The 16,782-nt window shown below is 39.8% G+C and carries 14 protein-coding genes, 5 tRNA genes, 1 other RNA gene and 1 pseudogene; 13 read left to right on the top strand and 8 right to left on the bottom strand.

What is annotated here, in order from left to right:
- Positions 1 to 164: 164 nt before the first annotated feature.
- An RNA gene (gene ffs / locus HPOKI112_RS07900) (signal recognition particle sRNA small type) lies at positions 165 to 262 on the top strand.
- Between the two features lie 30 nt (positions 263 to 292).
- On the opposite strand, the gene HPOKI112_RS00100 is transcribed toward ffs, so the two are convergent.
- The 6 genes from HPOKI112_RS00100 to dnaG form a co-directional block, all read right to left on the bottom strand.
- Entirely contained in the window at positions 293 to 2,656 is a 2,364-nt protein-coding gene (locus HPOKI112_RS00100; protein WP_025275439.1) for a VirB4 family type IV secretion/conjugal transfer ATPase, read from the bottom strand.
- Between the two features lies 1 nt (position 2,657).
- Entirely contained in the window at positions 2,658 to 2,921 is a 264-nt protein-coding gene (locus HPOKI112_RS00095; RefSeq protein ID WP_000584964.1) for a hypothetical protein, read from the bottom strand.
- Complete coding sequence (locus HPOKI112_RS00090; RefSeq protein ID WP_001272690.1) at positions 2,921 to 3,202, bottom strand: TrbC/VirB2 family protein; 282 nt, start codon at positions 3,200 to 3,202, stop codon at positions 2,921 to 2,923. Before HPOKI112_RS00090 ends, HPOKI112_RS00095 begins: the two co-directional genes overlap by 1 nt.
- Before the next feature lie 145 nt (positions 3,203 to 3,347).
- The gene (locus HPOKI112_RS00085; protein ID WP_025275437.1) at positions 3,348 to 4,175 is read right to left on the bottom strand and encodes a DUF5718 family protein; all 828 of its coding nucleotides are present in this window, start codon (positions 4,173 to 4,175) and stop codon (positions 3,348 to 3,350) included.
- Between the two features lie 90 nt (positions 4,176 to 4,265).
- Positions 4,266 to 5,318, bottom strand: a complete 1,053-nt coding sequence (locus tag HPOKI112_RS00080) for an MnmA/TRMU family protein (RefSeq protein ID WP_025309523.1) — start codon at positions 5,316 to 5,318, stop codon at positions 4,266 to 4,268.
- Positions 5,315 to 6,994 (bottom strand): DNA primase, encoded by a 1,680-nt coding sequence (gene dnaG, locus HPOKI112_RS00075; protein ID WP_025309522.1) that lies wholly within the window; start codon positions 6,992 to 6,994, stop codon positions 5,315 to 5,317. Before dnaG ends, HPOKI112_RS00080 begins: the two co-directional genes overlap by 4 nt.
- Positions 6,995 to 7,279: 285 nt before the next feature.
- On the opposite strand from dnaG, the gene groES reads away from it, so the two are divergent.
- From groES to HPOKI112_RS00035, 8 genes and pseudogenes are all read left to right on the top strand, one after another.
- Positions 7,280 to 7,636, top strand: a complete 357-nt coding sequence (gene groES / locus HPOKI112_RS00070) for a co-chaperone GroES (RefSeq protein WP_000671953.1) — start codon at positions 7,280 to 7,282, stop codon at positions 7,634 to 7,636.
- Between the two features lie 24 nt (positions 7,637 to 7,660).
- On the top strand, positions 7,661 to 9,301 hold the full coding sequence (gene groL, locus HPOKI112_RS00065; RefSeq protein WP_015427255.1) for a chaperonin GroEL: 1,641 nt from the start codon (positions 7,661 to 7,663) through the stop codon (positions 9,299 to 9,301).
- A gap of 312 nt (positions 9,302 to 9,613) precedes the next feature.
- A pseudogene (gene sabA, locus HPOKI112_RS00060) lies at positions 9,614 to 11,774 on the top strand (Hop family adhesin SabA/HopD).
- 444 nt (positions 11,775 to 12,218) lie between these two features.
- Positions 12,219 to 12,294: transfer RNA gene (locus HPOKI112_RS00055), tRNA-Lys, on the top strand.
- A 10-nt stretch (positions 12,295 to 12,304) separates the two neighbouring features.
- Positions 12,305 to 12,379, top strand: a tRNA-Glu gene (locus HPOKI112_RS00050).
- 41 nt (positions 12,380 to 12,420) lie between these two features.
- Positions 12,421 to 12,496 (top strand) — tRNA-Val (locus tag HPOKI112_RS00045).
- A gap of 40 nt (positions 12,497 to 12,536) precedes the next feature.
- A tRNA-Asp gene (locus tag HPOKI112_RS00040) sits at positions 12,537 to 12,613 on the top strand.
- A 63-nt stretch (positions 12,614 to 12,676) separates the two neighbouring features.
- A tRNA-Glu gene (locus HPOKI112_RS00035) sits at positions 12,677 to 12,752 on the top strand.
- 13 nt (positions 12,753 to 12,765) lie between these two features.
- On the opposite strand, the gene panC is transcribed toward HPOKI112_RS00035, so the two are convergent.
- Positions 12,766 to 13,596, bottom strand: a complete 831-nt coding sequence (gene panC / locus HPOKI112_RS00030) for a pantoate--beta-alanine ligase (RefSeq protein ID WP_025309520.1) — start codon at positions 13,594 to 13,596, stop codon at positions 12,766 to 12,768.
- Positions 13,597 to 14,280, bottom strand: coding sequence for an orotidine-5'-phosphate decarboxylase (pyrF, locus tag HPOKI112_RS00025; RefSeq protein WP_025309519.1), 684 nt, complete (start codon positions 14,278 to 14,280; stop codon positions 13,597 to 13,599).
- Between the two features lie 121 nt (positions 14,281 to 14,401).
- Between pyrF and HPOKI112_RS00020 the strand changes: the two genes are divergently transcribed.
- The 4 genes from HPOKI112_RS00020 to nusB are packed head-to-tail and all read left to right on the top strand — an operon-like array spanning position 14,402 to position 16,782.
- Complete coding sequence (locus tag HPOKI112_RS00020; RefSeq protein WP_025275431.1) at positions 14,402 to 15,067, top strand: carbonic anhydrase; 666 nt, start codon at positions 14,402 to 14,404, stop codon at positions 15,065 to 15,067.
- Positions 15,054 to 15,884, top strand: a complete 831-nt coding sequence (kdsA, locus tag HPOKI112_RS00015) for a 3-deoxy-8-phosphooctulonate synthase (protein ID WP_025309518.1) — start codon at positions 15,054 to 15,056, stop codon at positions 15,882 to 15,884. Before HPOKI112_RS00020 ends, kdsA begins: the two co-directional genes overlap by 14 nt.
- A gap of 9 nt (positions 15,885 to 15,893) precedes the next feature.
- Positions 15,894 to 16,364, top strand: a complete 471-nt coding sequence (ribH, locus tag HPOKI112_RS00010; protein WP_025275429.1) for a 6,7-dimethyl-8-ribityllumazine synthase — start codon at positions 15,894 to 15,896, stop codon at positions 16,362 to 16,364.
- Between the two features lies 1 nt (position 16,365).
- Positions 16,366 to 16,782 carry a transcription antitermination factor NusB gene (gene nusB / locus HPOKI112_RS00005; protein ID WP_025275428.1) on the top strand — a complete coding sequence of 139 codons (417 nt, stop codon included), beginning with the start codon at positions 16,366 to 16,368 and terminating at the stop codon, positions 16,780 to 16,782.

The raw sequence follows: 16,782 nt of genomic DNA, 5'->3' as shown, positions 1-16,782 counted from the left end.
TATGCAACCTGTTAATGATATTCCTAAAATTACCGACATCAACAGAACGAATATTTTCAATCTAACCCTTTTAATTGACATTTTTTTGCTTGACTATTTGAGCGTATCATAACATTTTTAATGAAAACATAAGCTTTTTATGGCTAAAATGATCCCCAAGCTCTTATTTAGACCTATGCAATAGGATTTTAGGGTAACGCTTCAGGGTAGGAATACAGCAGAGTCCCCTAATTTCTTGTGTACCTTAGCCATCTGAATAGGAGTGCTTCAAAATAATATTAACTTTTTAAAACTAACTCTTCAAAAGTTTCTCACGCCACTCTGTAGGGTAGTCTTTTTGTAACGCTTTCACTTTATTGACATGACTAGAGTCTGAATTAAAGATTTTCAAATAACGCCCTAAACTTTCCAAGCTCACATCAATCATGTTAGAATTCCCATTACCCAGATTTTTGACTAAAACCTGCCTGGCATACAAAGGGGTGTTTTCTAAAAAAGAAATTTCAGTTTCGCTCAAAGGCACATTGAAATGGTGTTTCAACTCCCTAGCGTTTTTTTGCGGGTACAAAATAAGAGTCCCCATGTTGCTTAAAAAACTATGAGCGTTTTTAACCCCGCTTAATTGGTAAATATCTTGCAAAGCCAACACCACCACGCCATTAGCTTTTCTGGCTTGCGTGATTAAAGCGTTAATTTTAGCGTTCAATAAATCGTTTTCCACATAGGATTTAAACTCGTCTAAAAAAACCAAAAAACCGCTGTCGTTTTTCCTGGATTCTTCTAAGATTTTATAAAACAAATAATAGGCTAAAAGCCCTAAGTCTTTAGGGTTTTGGGTGATAGCGTCTAAGTTGATTACATTTAAAAAAGCGTTGGAATTGAACGCGTCATTCAAAGCGTTAAAAAGGGGGTTATTCAAATACGGCTCCAAGCTCAAGCTTAGTTGGTTAGATGAGGTTCTTTTAAGCGTTTCTTTAAAATCTAGCAAACTAAAGGCTTTAGGGTATAAAGTCTCATAAAGGCTCTTAATCGCGCTAAAAATCGCATTCATATCTTCCAAGGCTTCTTTATCCCTTGAAGGGGCAAGATCAAACATGCTCAAAAAGAAGGATTGCAAAAATTCTAGATTCTGTAAATTAGGCTCTAAACAAAAGGGATTAATGCTAAAAGATTGGCCGTCATGGTAATGCCCTTTAAAAAATTTTGTGAAAGAATACAGCCCTTGCATCCTGTCAAAAGCTAAAAGGCGCATGTTTTGGTATTTCAAAGCGCTCATCATTAAAAAACTAATCAGCGTGCTTTTACCGCTCCCGGTAGCCCCTATGATTAAAGTATGCCCGTTCACTCTGGCGGTTTCTTTAGCGTTGTTGTGGCTCACTTCTTGGTTGTGGAAATTGAATAAAAAAGGGGAATAATCCAAATTTTTAAACACGCTCAAAGGGCTATTCCCCCATGAATTAGCCTTAAAGCCTAAATTTTGCCTTTCAAACACCATCAAACACGCTAGGGCTTTAGAGGTTAAAAAACGCAAGCGGTGGTTTAAATGAATGCGTTCAGGGAAAAAGGAAAAATACCCCCCTTTCAAGCCAAAAGTTTCTATAACGCCCACTAAGTTTTCTTTAAATAAAAGCCCTAAAATTAAGCTGGTTTGAGCGTCTAAATCCTCTAAACTGGGGGCTTTGATAAGAATGTTTAGGGCGAATTTTTGCATGGATAGGCGTTTGGTTTTGACTAATTCTTGGTATTCTAACAGCTCGTTTTTAACGAGATTAGACATGCTAAACTTGGCTCTCTCTTTTAAAAAACTCAGCGTTTTATTGACACTCATAGGCTCTATAGAAAAGATAATATCTAGTGGCGTCTCTTGGTATAAAAGCGCTCCCACCGCTATAGAAGTGATGCGTTCGCTCTCATAAGCTTTAATGCCAATCAAGCGGTTATAGGTTTTTTGATTAAAGCTTTCTTGAATGAAATAATCTTTTTCAAAAGTGATAGAACTAGCGATATAGCTATCGCTCAAATACCCCCCTACTAGGGGCTTTAAAGGGAGATCAAACCCGTTAATGTATTCTGCGTAAAAATTCAAAACCTCTTTAGAGCCTAAGAGTTTGGGGGCATAATTTTTGAGCTGGATTTCTAGGCTTTTTAAAGTTTCTTGCAAAAAATGCGCTTTATAAGAGAGAATATCCTTAAAATTTTCCCTATTGGCATGCATGAAAGATTTTTTCTTATGTTCTAAAACGCCCTGTAAAGAGTGAGTGCTTTCTAAAACTAAAAAATACTGATTCTCATACACTTCTTTATTTTCAAATTGATTCAAAATCGCTTGCAAGTATTTAGAGTCAGATTGAATGTTTTGTTGGTGATCCATTTTACGCCTTTTAACCACAAGGCGCGCCACGACTTTTTCTAAAGAATCCAACGCCATTTGGCGCTCGGTGAAAAGATCTTGCAATTGCTCTGTGCTTAAATGGGTGTAACTCACCCCCTCTAAACGGAGGATACCCACTAAGTTTTCGTTTTTAGTGAGTAAAAAATGCTCATCATACAAGCCTAAAATGTTGTTTTCTTCGCTCATAGAATAGCTTTTAGGCAAAACACCTAAAAAATAGTTTGAAACTTTTTGTTTGATAGCGCCTAAAAGCTTTTCTAACATCCTACGCTCTATAACATTTGGTTTTAGTCTTTATTTTGCTTTTAGCCACAATAATATCTGCAATATCTTCATCAAAAAATTCCAGCACGCTAAAGAGCACTAAAAACCCTAAATACAATAAAAAAGCGCTCAACAAATCAATCCAAGGGAGCAAAATAAAAGGCGCAAAAACAGAAATCAAATAAGACTTAGCGTTCAGCCATAAAAATTTTTCTTTAACCGAAATTTCACGCAAATTCTTCACGCTCGCTGACAGGATAATCATTAAAAAATTCCCATAAACCAATTCGCTAGACTCGGGGCCTTAAAGAATAAAAAAATCCCAAACACCACGCCAAGGATCGTGAATAAAATCTCTTTCCACCGGTCCAAATTCCTCCACACATAAATAGCGATCCCTATGAAAATCACCATTAAAATCCCCTTAGCGATGGGGCTTTTGAGCTGGGCTTCTAGGGCGTTAAAAAACCCCTCTAAACCTTCAGCGAACAAACTTGAAACGCACATGCCTACTAAAAAAACGATTTTTAAAAAATGAGCGGACATCAAAACCCTTTTGTTTAATTTTAATTAACTTTATAACGCTTTATTATCTCAAAAAAACCATAAAAATCCTCTAAAAGGGGGTTAAAAGGGGTGCATTTAATCTTTAAAAGGGTAAAAAAGCAAAGCTGAAGAGGTAAAAGCCTTACTACTCTACGATCTGATAGACATAAGAAAGATTGGTGTGTTCTTTGGCTTGTAGGGCGTCTTCTTCTAAGAGGTTTTGAATCTTTTCAAAACTATATTGTAAATGGTTGTAAGCAACAATCACCACCTCATCGCCTTTTTGTAAAAAATGCTCTTGTGCAAAAGGCATATAAGGGGTAGCCCCAATCGCAAAAATCATTTTAGTAGGAAAATTATGGCGCTCTAAAAAAGGTCTTAGAGCCTCTAAAGAGTCGCCATCTTGTTGGTGGTTTAATTGATCTTTAATCCAATCTAAAAGCTTTTGATAAAAAAACTCGTATTTGAGCAATTTGCTGTTTTCCCCATAAATGTGCCAAACATTATCGTATTTCAAAAAAGACGCGATAGAGAAATTGTTGCACACCCCCCCATAAACAAACCTGTCAATGGGCAATTTCTGCCCTATGCCTTTAGAAGCTGGTGAAAAATTCTTTTTTTGAGAGAGTTTTGCGGCGTCTAAATTACGCACAGAAGCGTCATTAAACGCCATGAAAAAATTAGGCACGAGCTTGGTTACCAAATGCTTTTCATCGTATTTAACATCGCATTCTAAAGCGATTTCTGGCTCTGCTTGCACCCTTAAATCTGGATCACTAGGCAAAATAATCTTATGGTTATCAATACAACAACGCCCCAAATAGCAATTCTCATACGGGATATAAAAAGGGAATAACCCCTTAGGGGCGTCCTTTTCTTCGCTTTTCATGTTAATAAAACTATGACTCTCTCCTGCTTGCTCCAAATGCCCTGCAAAATTCCCCACCACACCAAAACCTAAAAACTCTTGCATACAAACCTCCTAAAAAACAGCCTAACGCTGATTAGAGCTTTTTTCATTATAGCATAAAAGAAAATCCCTAAAACTCTCAAAAACTCCCTTTCAAGCGAACAAATACTCTCTAGCACTCTCTTTATCCAAAGGGTAAAGCTCGTGCTTTTCATCCCCTATTTGAATGAGATAAGCCTGCTCTTTTGAAGTCTTAGCATAGCCTAAAGCGATACGGCCGGCCAATTCTTTATCTTCTTTGCTGGCGTTTTTATCCACTAAACTCAAAGGGCCTTTACAGCCTAGCAATTCAATCTTATCCATTAAGGGGTGCTCAATGTCTAGCTTGTGGTTTTCTTCTTCATTCCTTGCCACCACCAAACGAGCGTTATTGGGTAAGACAAAATAACGCCCGTTTTTGACAATCACGCTGTCTTCAAACACCATTTCTCTGTATTCTTTCAAATTCTTAATCTTATTGCTCACTTGAATGTCCGTAAGCAAGCACCCCCCACCTGGCTTTTCATAATATTTCAAGCCGTAATCTTTAATCATTTGCAATTGCCTGCTTCGCCCCCTGCCGCTCACATCTAAAAGTTTTTCTCTATCAACCCAGCCCTTTTTTTCCATGAAAGTAGGCTCTAAGAGTTTCGCGCTCATGGGCCTTAAGAGCAATTCATCTAAAAATTGCGGTTTTTCACCGCCTGCTTGTGTTCGGTCTAAAATGGGATCAAAACGCGCCTCTTCGCCCACTTCTCTGACTAATTTCCTCACCTGATTTAGCGCTTCTTTCCTTTGGGATTTAGGGCGTTGCCCCAACACTTCCCCGCTCAAAACAAAATCCGCGTTCAATTCAAGCATTTTATAAAAAGCGTTCCTAAACATGTTGGCATGGCAATCAATGCAAGGGTTGAAATATTTCCCATAGCCGTATTTAGGCTTGAACAACACATCGTTAAAAAATTGCTCTCTAATATCGCACACCAAGAGCTTAGCCCCGATTTGCGCGGTGGCGTTTTCAAAATACTCTCTTTTGTCTTTATTCCCCCCAAACCCTATATTGAAGTGTAAAGCGCTCACTTCAATGCCTTGATCAATAAGCAATTTCATAGACAACAAACTATCCAACCCCCCACTAAATAAGGCTAAAGCTTTTATTGGTTTCATATGGCGACTAATTCTCCTTGTTTTAATTTCATAATGGCCTGGCGAGCCTTTTTTAAAAAGATCATTTTTTCGCTAAAAGGGAGCGAGCTTTTAGGGATTTCTTTGAGTTGCCGCTCAAAATAGCGCAAAATCAACAAACGCAATTCCTTTTCAAAACCCCCTTTTTTTAGGGGTAAATTCGCATCTAATAATAACGCAACTAATTTAGGGTCGTCCAATTTTTCTTGACACAAAGCGTCAAATTCTTGCTTTTTATGCAAGAATACCCCACTATGGATGTAACCCACCGCTAAATCCAATAAGCTTCTGTCTTCTAAAAGATAGCGGATCACTAATTTTTCTAAAAATTCCAAACTGAGCGTGCTAGGAGCATTAACCAACTTTTGAATATGATTAGGTTTTTCTGTTTTGGGGTAAAAAGGCTGAAAAGAGGCTCTCTCTCTAATCCCTAAAACATGCAAAGGCGCTTGCAAAAGCGTAGCGATTAAGGGCTTGTATTCGCTTTGTAAAAGCAAGGAAAAGTTTTTTAAAAACCCTAACATTTCTTTAAGAGCCTTATCTTTTTCTAAAGGATCGTCTAAAACATAAGAACCCGCCATGCGCCTTAAAACAAATTCAATAAAAGCCATGGGGCGCGATAGCCAATTTTTTACTGTTTCAATCTGGCCATTAGCGATCATATCCGCTGGGTCTAGGTTGTTTTCAAATAAAACCACCCCCCCCCTCCTTTGCTCTTTAGCCAACATCAAGCTCGCTTTATAAGCCGCATTCCGCCCTGCCTTATCCCCATCATAGCTTAAGAGGATTTCTGGCTCGCCTTTTTTAAGCAAGGGCAAATGCGATGGCGTTAAAGCTGTCCCAAGCGTGGCTATGGCGTTTTTAAAACCCGCCTGGTGCAATAAAATCACATCCAAATACCCCTCTGTTACAATGACTTGCTTTTGTTTATAGATGTGTTCTTTAGCCAAATGATAGCCATAGAGCAAACTGGATTTATCAAAAAGCTTACTTTGGGGCGAATTGATATACTTAGCCGCTTTTTCTTTTAAGGTGCGCCCTCCAAAACCCACCACTTGAGCGCTAGGGCTATAAATAGGGAACATGATGCGATCCAAAAAGCGCAAGTAGGTTTTATCCTCTTTATCGCTCTTGCCTAACACGCCTAATTCAATGAGCTTGTCTTTATTCAAGCCTTTATTTTCAATGCCATAATTAATTCTATTCGTGCATAAGCCTAATTTAAACGCTTTGATACTCTCTAGGCTAAGCCCTCTTTTTTGCAAGTAATTCAAAAAAAACGGGGCGTTAAAAAGCTCTTCTTGATACAACGAGCTCACCATTTCTAAAAGGTGGTAGTCTTCTTTATGATCGTAATAAACGCCTTTATCATACTCTAAAACTATATTGAATCGGCAGGCTAATTTCTCTAACGCTTCCACAAACGAAAGTTTTTCAAATTCCATCACAAATTTAATGCTATCCCCGCTCGCCCCACACCCAAAGCAATGGTAAAACCCTTTAATTGGATTGACGCTAAAACTCGCGCTCCTTTCTTCATGAAAAGGGCAACAAGCCATGTAACTAGAACCTGACTTCCTCAAATCCACATAGGAGCTAATGACTTCTACAATATCTATCGTTTGCAAAAGGCGATCAATGGAACTTTTAAGAATCATTTTTCATGCTTTCTTCATCTTGCTTTCTTGTTTTAAGCTGTTTGAATGAATTATACTCAATAAATAAAATCTTAAAAAGGTTTGTTAATAACACCCCTTTTTTCTAATCCCTATATTTTTAAACTAATGAAACTTTATATAAATAGACTTAATAATCCTTATAGTTATATTATTAGCTTTGTTTTTATGGCTTGACTTATCCCTAAAAATGCGCTATAGTTATGTCGCTTAATAACAATAAGCGCTAAATTTCTATTTTATTTATCAAAACTTAGGAGAACTAATATGAAGTTTCAGCCATTAGGAGAAAGGGTCTTAGTAGAAAGACTTGAAGAAGAGAACAAAACTAGTTCAGGCATCATCATTCCTGATAACGCTAAAGAAAAGCCTTTAATGGGCGTAGTCAAAGCGGTTAGCCATAAAATCAGCGAGGGTTGCAAATGCGTTAAAGAAGGCGATGTGATCGCTTTTGGCAAATACAAAGGTGCAGAAATCGTTTTAGACGGCGTTGAATACATGGTGCTAGAACTAGAAGACATTCTAGGTATTGTGGGCTCAGGCTCTTGTTGTCATACAAATAGTCATGACCATAAACATGCTAAAGAGCATGAAGCTTGCTGTCATGATCACAAAAAACACTAAAAACATTATTATTAAGGATACAAAATGGCAAAAGAAATCAAATTTTCAGATAGCGCAAGAAACCTTTTATTTGAAGGCGTGAGACAACTCCATGACGCTGTCAAAGTAACCATGGGGCCAAGAGGCAGGAATGTGTTGATCCAAAAAAGCTATGGCGCTCCAAGCATCACCAAAGACGGCGTGAGCGTGGCTAAAGAGATTGAATTAAGTTGCCCGGTGGCTAACATGGGCGCTCAACTCGTTAAAGAAGTAGCGAGCAAAACCGCTGATGCTGCCGGCGATGGCACGACCACAGCGACCGTGCTTGCTTATAGCATCTTTAAAGAGGGCTTGAGGAATATCACAGCTGGGGCTAACCCTATTGAAGTGAAACGAGGCATGGATAAAGCCGCTGAAGCCATTATTAATGAGCTTAAAAAAGCGAGCAAAAAAGTGGGCGGTAAAGAAGAAATCACCCAAGTAGCGACCATTTCTGCAAACTCCGATCACAATATTGGGAAACTCATCGCTGACGCTATGGAAAAAGTGGGTAAAGACGGCGTGATCACCGTTGAAGAAGCTAAGGGCATTGAAGATGAATTAGATGTCGTAGAGGGCATGCAATTTGATAGAGGCTACCTCTCCCCTTACTTTGTAACAAATGCTGAGAAAATGACCGCTCAATTGGATAACGCTTACATCCTTTTAACGGATAAAAAAATCTCTAGCATGAAAGACATTCTCCCGCTACTAGAAAAAACCATGAAAGAGGGCAAACCGCTTTTAATCATCGCTGAAGACATTGAGGGCGAAGCTTTAACGACTCTAGTGGTGAATAAATTAAGAGGCGTGTTGAATATCGCAGCGGTTAAAGCTCCAGGCTTTGGGGACAGAAGAAAAGAAATGCTCAAAGACATCGCTGTTTTAACCGGCGGTCAAGTCATTAGCGAAGAATTGGGCTTGAGTCTAGAAAACGCTGAAGTGGAGTTTTTAGGCAAAGCCGGAAGGATTGTGATTGACAAAGACAACACCACGATCGTAGATGGCAAAGGCCATAGCCATGATGTCAAAGACAGAGTCGCGCAAATCAAAACCCAAATTGCAAGCACGACAAGCGATTATGACAAAGAAAAATTGCAAGAAAGATTGGCCAAACTCTCTGGCGGTGTGGCTGTGATTAAAGTGGGCGCTGCGAGTGAAGTGGAAATGAAAGAGAAAAAAGACCGGGTTGATGACGCGTTGAGCGCGACTAAAGCGGCTGTTGAAGAAGGCATTGTTATTGGCGGCGGTGCGGCTCTCATTCGCGCGGCTCAAAAAGTGCATTTGAATTTACACGATGATGAAAAAGTGGGCTATGAAATCATCATGCGCGCCATTAAAGCCCCATTAGCTCAAATCGCTATCAATGCCGGTTATGATGGCGGTGTGGTCGTGAATGAAGTGCAAAAACACGAAGGGCATTTTGGTTTTAACGCTAGCAATGGCAAGTATGTGGACATGTTTAAAGAAGGCATTATTGACCCCCTAAAAGTAGAAAGGATCGCTTTACAAAATGCGGTTTCGGTTTCAAGCTTGCTTTTAACCACAGAAGCCACCGTGCATGAAATCAAAGAAGAAAAAGCAACCCCAGCAATGCCTGATATGGGTGGCATGGGTGGTATGGGAGGCATGGGCGGCATGATGTAAGCCCCCTTGCTTTTCTTGATAAAAGCCCTCTTTTTGGGGGCTTTTATTTGCCAAAACCGCTCACTCTAAAAATAAAACGCACAACAAAAAATCTCTGTTAAAATCAAGCTTTTATCATTAGCGCTCCATTAAAACAAAATTTAAAAACTCTTTACCACCCAAACAAAAGCGTAAAAAATGCAAAAATTCTAAAATTTTCTCCAAATGACAAAAAAAAAAAAAAACGATTTTATGCTACAATAATCTCAAATACATTAATATGTTCTTAATGTATAAAATCTCAATCACTCAATTTGATTTCAAAGGATATTTATGAAAAAAACCCTTTTACTCTCTCTCTCTCTCTCTCGCTTCATCGCTTTTAAACGCTGAAGACAACGGCTTTTTTATAAGCACAGGCTATCAGATCGGTGAAGCCGCTCAAATGGTGAAAAACACCGGCGAATTGAAAAGGCTTTCAGACACTTATGAAAATTTGAGCAATCTTTTAAACAATTTTAACAATCTCAATCAGGCGGTAACGAACGCGAACAGCCCTTCAGCAATCAATGCTGCGATCGATAATTTAAAAGCAAACACGCAGGGTTTATTGAACGAAAAAACCAATTCCCCAGCGTATCAAGCCGTCTCTTTAGCATTAAACGCCACAGTGGGGCTGTGGAATGTCATCGGCTATGCGGTAATGTGTGGGAATGGGGACGGCACAGGGAGTGGGCCTGGCAGCGTGGTCTTTAATAACCAACCAGGAAGCAAAACAACGAGTATTACTTGCAACCGCTTCGAATCGACTGGTCCTGGTAAATCCATGTCTATTGATGAATTCAAGAAACTCAATGAAGCTTATCAAATCATCCAACAAGCTTTAAAGCAAGGAAACGGGTTTCCTGATTTAGGCAGCAATGGCCAAAAAGTAAGCGTAACATATGAATATGAATGTAAGCAGATTAGCGAAATCAACGGCGGTGTGAAACAATTCTGTCAAGCTAAAAACTCTAGTAGCAGTAGTAATGGTAATGGTAGTAGCACGACCACGACCATGCAAGACGGCGTAACGATCACCACTACCTATCATAATAATAATAAAGCCACCGTCAAGTTTGACACCACCAATAGCACTCAAGAGCTTTTAGCTCAAGCGAGCAACATCATGAATGTCCTTAACACGCAATGCCCGCTGATACGCTCCATAAGTAACGAAAACGCTCCAGGGGGCGGCCAACCGTGGAATATTGACAAGAATGGGAACGCATGCCAAGTCTTCCAACAAGAATTTAGCGCGGTTACTAGCATGATCAAAAACGCTCAAGAAATCGTAACGCAAGCTCAAACCCTTAACGCTAACCAGAAAAACGATCAAAACGCGCCACAAGATTTCAATCCTTACACCTCTTCTGATAGGGCTTTCGCTCAAAACATGCTCAATCGCGCGCAAGCGCAAGCCAAGATGCTTGAACTAGCCGATCAAATGAAAAAAGACCTTGGCACTATCCCAAACCAATTTGTCACAGATTACTTGGCAGCTTGCAGAAATGGGGGTGGCACATTACCTAATCAAGGGGTTACTAACAACACTTGGGGAGCTGGTTGCGCGTATGTGCAAGAGACGATAACGGCTTTAAATAACAGCTTTGCGCATTTTGGCACTCAAGAACAGCAAATCAAGCAGTCTGAGTTGCTTGCACGCACTATACTTGATTTTAGAGGCAGCCTTAGCCATTTAAACAACACTTATAACAGCATCACCACGATCGCTTCAAACACGCCTAATTCCCCATTCCTTAAAAATTTGATAAGCCAATCCACTAACTCTAATAACCCCGAAGGCTTAAAGACCGTTTATCAACTCAACCAAAGCGCTTATTCGCAATTATTAAGCGCCACGCAAGAATTAGGGCATAACCCTTTCAGACGCGTTGGATTAATCAGCTCTCAAACCAACAACGGCGCGATGAATGGGATCGGTGTGCAAGTGGGCTACAAACAATTTTTTGGTGAAAAGAGAAGGTGGGGGTTAAGGTATTACGGCTTTTTTGACTATAACCATGCTTATATCAAATCCAGCTTTTTCAACTCCGCCTCTGATGTGTTCACTTATGGGGTAGGAACAGATGTCCTCTATAACTTCATCAACGATAAAGCCACCAAAAACAATAAGATTTCTTTTGGGGTGTTTGGCGGTATCGCCTTAGCGGGAACTTCGTGGCTGAATTCTCAATACGTGAATTTAGCGACCTTCAATAATTTCTATAGCGCTAAAATGAATGTGGCGAATTTCCAATTCTTATTCAACTTGGGCTTGAGAATGAACCTCGCTAAAAATAAGAAAAAAGCGAGCGATCATGTAGCTCAGCATGGCGTGGAATTGGGCGTGAAGATCCCCACGATCAACACGAATTACTATTCTTTGCTAGGCACTCAACTCCAATACCGCAGACTCTATAGCGTGTATTTGAATTATGTGTTTGCGTATTAAAAGCTTGCATTAAACCCTTTGTGAAACTCTCTTTTTGAGGGGTTTCTTTTGAACCCTTTCTTTTGGGGGTCAAGCGTAAAATTCACCCCTATCCCTTTAAGAAAATAAAATAAAAGAAAATGCGTTTTACAACAAAATAAGATCTAAAACAATAGAACAAAACCCCATTTTTTAAAAATGAAATTTTTTAAACAAAAAAGCATTAAATCCTAATAAGATTTGTTAGATCTTGATAAAGCTTTTTTAAAGCCCCAAAAACAATACTAACCAATAACAAAAACGCATCTATTGTGATCCTTATAGCATTAAAGCGCAACCAAGTTTTTTATTGAAGCAAAAAGCTGTTATGCCGTTTTAAGAGCGTGTCATTTCTTTGAAAACCGCAATATTTTTCAATTATTCTTGACAAGCGTTTAAAAAAATTGTATCATTATATTTTTGTGAGACCCGTTAGCTCAGCTGGTAGAGCAATTCCCTTTTAAGGAATGGGCCGTTGGTTCAAATCCAACACGGGTCACCATGAGCATCGTGGCTCCTTCATCTAGTGGTTAGGATACCACCCTTTCACGGTGGTTACAGGGGTTCAAATCCCCTAGGAGTCACCACTCTTTTATACGGGTTTAGTTGGATTTTATCTCAATATTTTGGTCGCTTAGCTCAGTTGGTAGAGCGCTACCCTTACAAGGTAGATGTCATAAGTTCGAGTCTTATAGCGACCACCATGACTAAAGCATGCATTTTTAGGCTATGGAGTTTGGATAGGGAGCGGTAGTTCAGCTGGTTAGAATATCTGCCTGTCACGCAGGGGGTCGCGGGTTCGAGTCCCGTCCGCTCCGCCACCAAGCGCTTTTTAAATCATTCCCTACGCTTTATTTCCAATATAATAGTCAATCGTTAAAAATGACCCTTTCATCTAGTGGCCAAGGATACCACCCTTTCACGGTGGAAACGGAAGTTCAAATCTTCCAAGGGTCGCCACAAAAATTCCAAACTACACCCATAAATTATCTAAAAGCCTGGTTTTACCCACACGAGCCGCCACTAAAACCAGCGTGTTAGCTGGCTCTATGGTTTTTAAAGGCTCTAGCTTGTGGTTGCAAAATTCCAAATAATCCACTTCCAAGGTTTCTAAAATTTCAAGCCCTAGTTTTTTAAGCTTTTCGCACGCTTTTTCGCCCTTATCTATGGCTTGCTTAATATTTTCTAAAGCTTTTGGAATGGCTAAGGCTTGTTTTCTTTGTGTTGCATCCAAATACACATTCCTAGAGCTTAAAGCCAGATTATCGCTATCACGCACGATCTCGCATGGCGCTATTTCAATGTCTAAAAGCAAATCTTTGACTAAATGCTGGATGATTAAAAGCTGTTGGGCGTCCTTTTTACCAAAATATGCTCTAGTGGGATTAACAAGATGGAACAATCTTAACACGACCTGAACAACCCCATCAAAATGCCCCTCACGCATTGCTCCCTCTAAAGAGCGGGATAAAAATGTAGGGGCGTAGAGTTTTAGGCGTTGCTCTATTTCATAGGGATACATTTCGCTAATTTTAGGCAAAAACACCGCGCTAACGCCCAATCCTTCACACAAAGCCAAATCCTTTTCTAAAGGGCGAGGGTAAGCGTTAAAATCTTCGTTAGGCCCAAATTGCGTGGGATTGACAAAAACGCTCACTATCGTGTGGGAATTTTCTTTCAAACTTCTTTCCATCAAGCTTTGATGCCCTTTGTGTAAAGCCCCCATAGTCGGCACAAACCCCACGCTTTCTTTCAAACTTTTACGATATTCTCTTAAAGCAGCAACCGTTTCTAACACTCGCATTTAACAATCCTTTAAAAGCTCTAAAACCACTTCTCTAGGCTCTTTAGCCTGATAAATGGGGCGGCCCACCACGATAAAATCGCTTAAATTTTGTTTGGCCTCTTTAGCGTTCGCTACCCTTTCTTGATCTTCTTTATCGTTTTTATTCAGCCTTATGCCAGGGGTTAAAGTTAAAAAATCCTTACCCAAAGCCTCTTTAACCGCCAAACTTTCAAACACCGAACACACCACCCCATCAATCCCACTCTCTTTACCCATAGTGCTTAATTTAATCGCTTGAGTTTTTAAAGGGGCGTTATACACGCTCAAAAATTCCTCTTCGCTAAAGCTCGTTAAAGCGCTCACGCCCATGATTAAGGGGCGTTTTTTAAGAGCGTTTAGGCGTTGCATTAAAATGGTTAGCGCGCTTTTAGCACTGCTCAAATGCACGGTGAGCATATCAATTTCTAATTTCGTGCATTCTAGTGCGGCATTTGCCATCGTATAAGGAATATCATAGAGCTTCAAATCCAAAAAAATCTTAAAATTCCCATCAATCTTTCTGATTTCATCTAAAAAACTAGCCCCATCTCTTATAAAAGATCTAAGCCCCACCTTAGCCCATAAATCTAAGCCTTTTAATTCTTGTAATAAAGAAAGATTGTCCTCTTTTTTTTCTAAATCCAATGCGACACATAATTGCATGAAAGCCCTTTAAAGTGTAAAATAACGCCATTATAACAAAAAGAAATGCAAGATTTTTAGCTATGATAAGCGTTTTAAAATGAAAACCAAGTTTAAAAAAATGAGATTTAAGGGTTAAAGAGTGAAAGCGTTTTTAGGAGCGTTAGAGTTTCAAGAGAATGAATATGAAGAGCTTAAAGAGCTTTATGAGAGCTTAAAAACCAAGCAAAAGCCCCACACTTTGTTCATTTCTTGCGTGGATTCACGAGTCGTGCCTAATTTAATCACCGGCACTAAACCGGGCGAATTGTATGTGATCCGCAACATGGGCAATGTGATCCCCCCTAAAACAAGCTATAAAGAATCCCTTTCTACCATTGCGAGCATTGAATACGCTATTGTGCATGTGGGCGTTCAAAATTTAATTATTTGCGGGCATAGCGATTGTGGGGCTTGTGGGAGCATTCATTTAATTGATGATGAAACCACCAAAGCTAAAACCCCTTACATTGCAGACTGGATACAATTCTTAGAGCCTATTAAAGAAGAATTAAAAAACCACCCGCAATTCAGCAACCACTTCGCCAAGCGTTCATGGCTTACAGAGCGTTTGAATGTGCGCTTGCAACTCAACAACCTCTTAAGCTATGATTTCATTCAAGAAAGAGTGATAAATAACGAATTAAAAATTTTTGGTTGGCGCTATATCATAGAAATAGGCAGGATTTATAATTATAATTTTGAAAGCCATTTTTTTGAGCCGATTGAAGAAACCATTAAACAAAGGAAAAGTCATGAAAACTTCTGAAACAAAACTCCCTAAATCCGTTTTAATCGCTGGCCCATGCGTCATTGAGAGCTTAGAAAATCTAAGAAGTATCGCTACTAAATTACAACCCCTAGCCAGCAACGAGCGATTGGATTTTTATTTTAAAGCGAGTTTTGATAAGGCGAATCGCACGAGTTTAGAGAGTTACAGAGGGCCTGGTTTAGAAAAAGGCTTAGAAATGTTACAAACCATCAAAGATGAATTTGGCTATAAAATTTTAACCGATGTGCATGAGAGCTATCAAGTAAGCGCAGCGGCCAAAGTGGCGGATATTTTACAAATCCCGGCGTTTTTGTGCCGCCAAACGGATCTGATTGTAGAAGTGAGCCAAACTAACGCTATTGTCAATATCAAAAAAGGGCAATTCATGAACCCAAAAGACATGCAATATTCTGTCTTAAAAGCCCTTAAAACAAGAGATAAAAGCATTCAAAGCCCCACTTATGAAACGGCGTTAAAAAATGGCGTGTGGCTGTGTGAAAGGGGGAGCAGCTTTGGGTATGGGAATTTAGTGGTGGATATGCGCTCTTTAAAAATCATGCGAGAGTTTGCCCCTGTGATTTTTGACGCTACTCATAGCGTGCAAATGCCAGGGGGAGCGAACGGAAAAAGTTCAGGAGACAGCTCTTTTGCCCCTATTTTAGCGAGAGCTGCGGCTGCGGTGGGGATTGATGGGTTGTTCGCTGAAACACACATTGATCCTAAAAACGCCCTAAGCGACGGAGCGAACATGCTAAAACCTGATGAACTGGAATTTTTAGTAACCGACATGTTAAAAATTCAAAATTTATTTTAAAGGAATTTCATGCAAATCATAGAAGGGAAATTGCAATTACAAGGGAATGAAAGAGTCGCTATTTTAACATCGCGCTTCAATCATATCATCACAGACAGATTAAAAGAAGGGGCGATGGATTGCTTTAAAAGGCATGGGGGCGATGAGAATCTTTTAGATCTCGTGCTGGTGCCTGGGGCTTATGAATTGCCTTTGATTTTAGACAAATTGTTAGAGAGTGAAAAATACGATGGCGTGTGCGTTTTAGGAGCCATTATTAGAGGGGGGACTCCGCATTTTGACTATGTGAGCGCGGAAGCGACTAAGGGCATTGCTAGTGCGATGCTCAAATACAGCATGCCGGTAAGCTTTGGCGTGCTGACCACAGACAATATTGAACAAGCGATTGAAAGAGCGGGCAGTAAAGCCGGTAATAAGGGCTTTGAAGCGATGAGCACCCTCATTGAATTGTTAAGCTTGTGCCAAACTCTCAAGGGTTAAAATGGCGACACGAACTCAAGCCAGGGGGGCTGTGGTTGAATTGTTGTATGCGTTTGAGAGCGGTAATGAAGAAATTAAAAAAATCGCTTCCAGCATGTTAGAAGAAAAAAAGATTAAAAACAACCAGCTCACTTTCGCCTTAAGCCTTTTTAATGGCGTGTTAGAAAGAATCAATGAAATTGACGCCCTCATTGAGCCGCATTTAAAAGACTGGGATTTCAAGCGATTAGGGAGCATGGAAAAGGCGATTTTACGCTTAGGAGCGTATGAAATTGGCTTCACGCCCACACAAAACCCTATCATCATCAACGAATGCATAGAGCTTGGCAAACTCTACGCTGATCCTAACACCCCTAAATTTTTAAACGCTATCTTGGATTCTTTGAGCAGAAAGCTCGCTCAAAAACCCTTGAATTGA

The sequence above is a fragment of the Helicobacter pylori oki112 genome, from assembly GCF_000600085.1.
Classification (GTDB): Bacteria; Campylobacterota; Campylobacteria; order Campylobacterales; family Helicobacteraceae; genus Helicobacter; species Helicobacter pylori_CY.
Note: the sequence above shows the minus strand (reverse complement) of the source record. Positions and strands in the feature narration are given on the sequence as shown.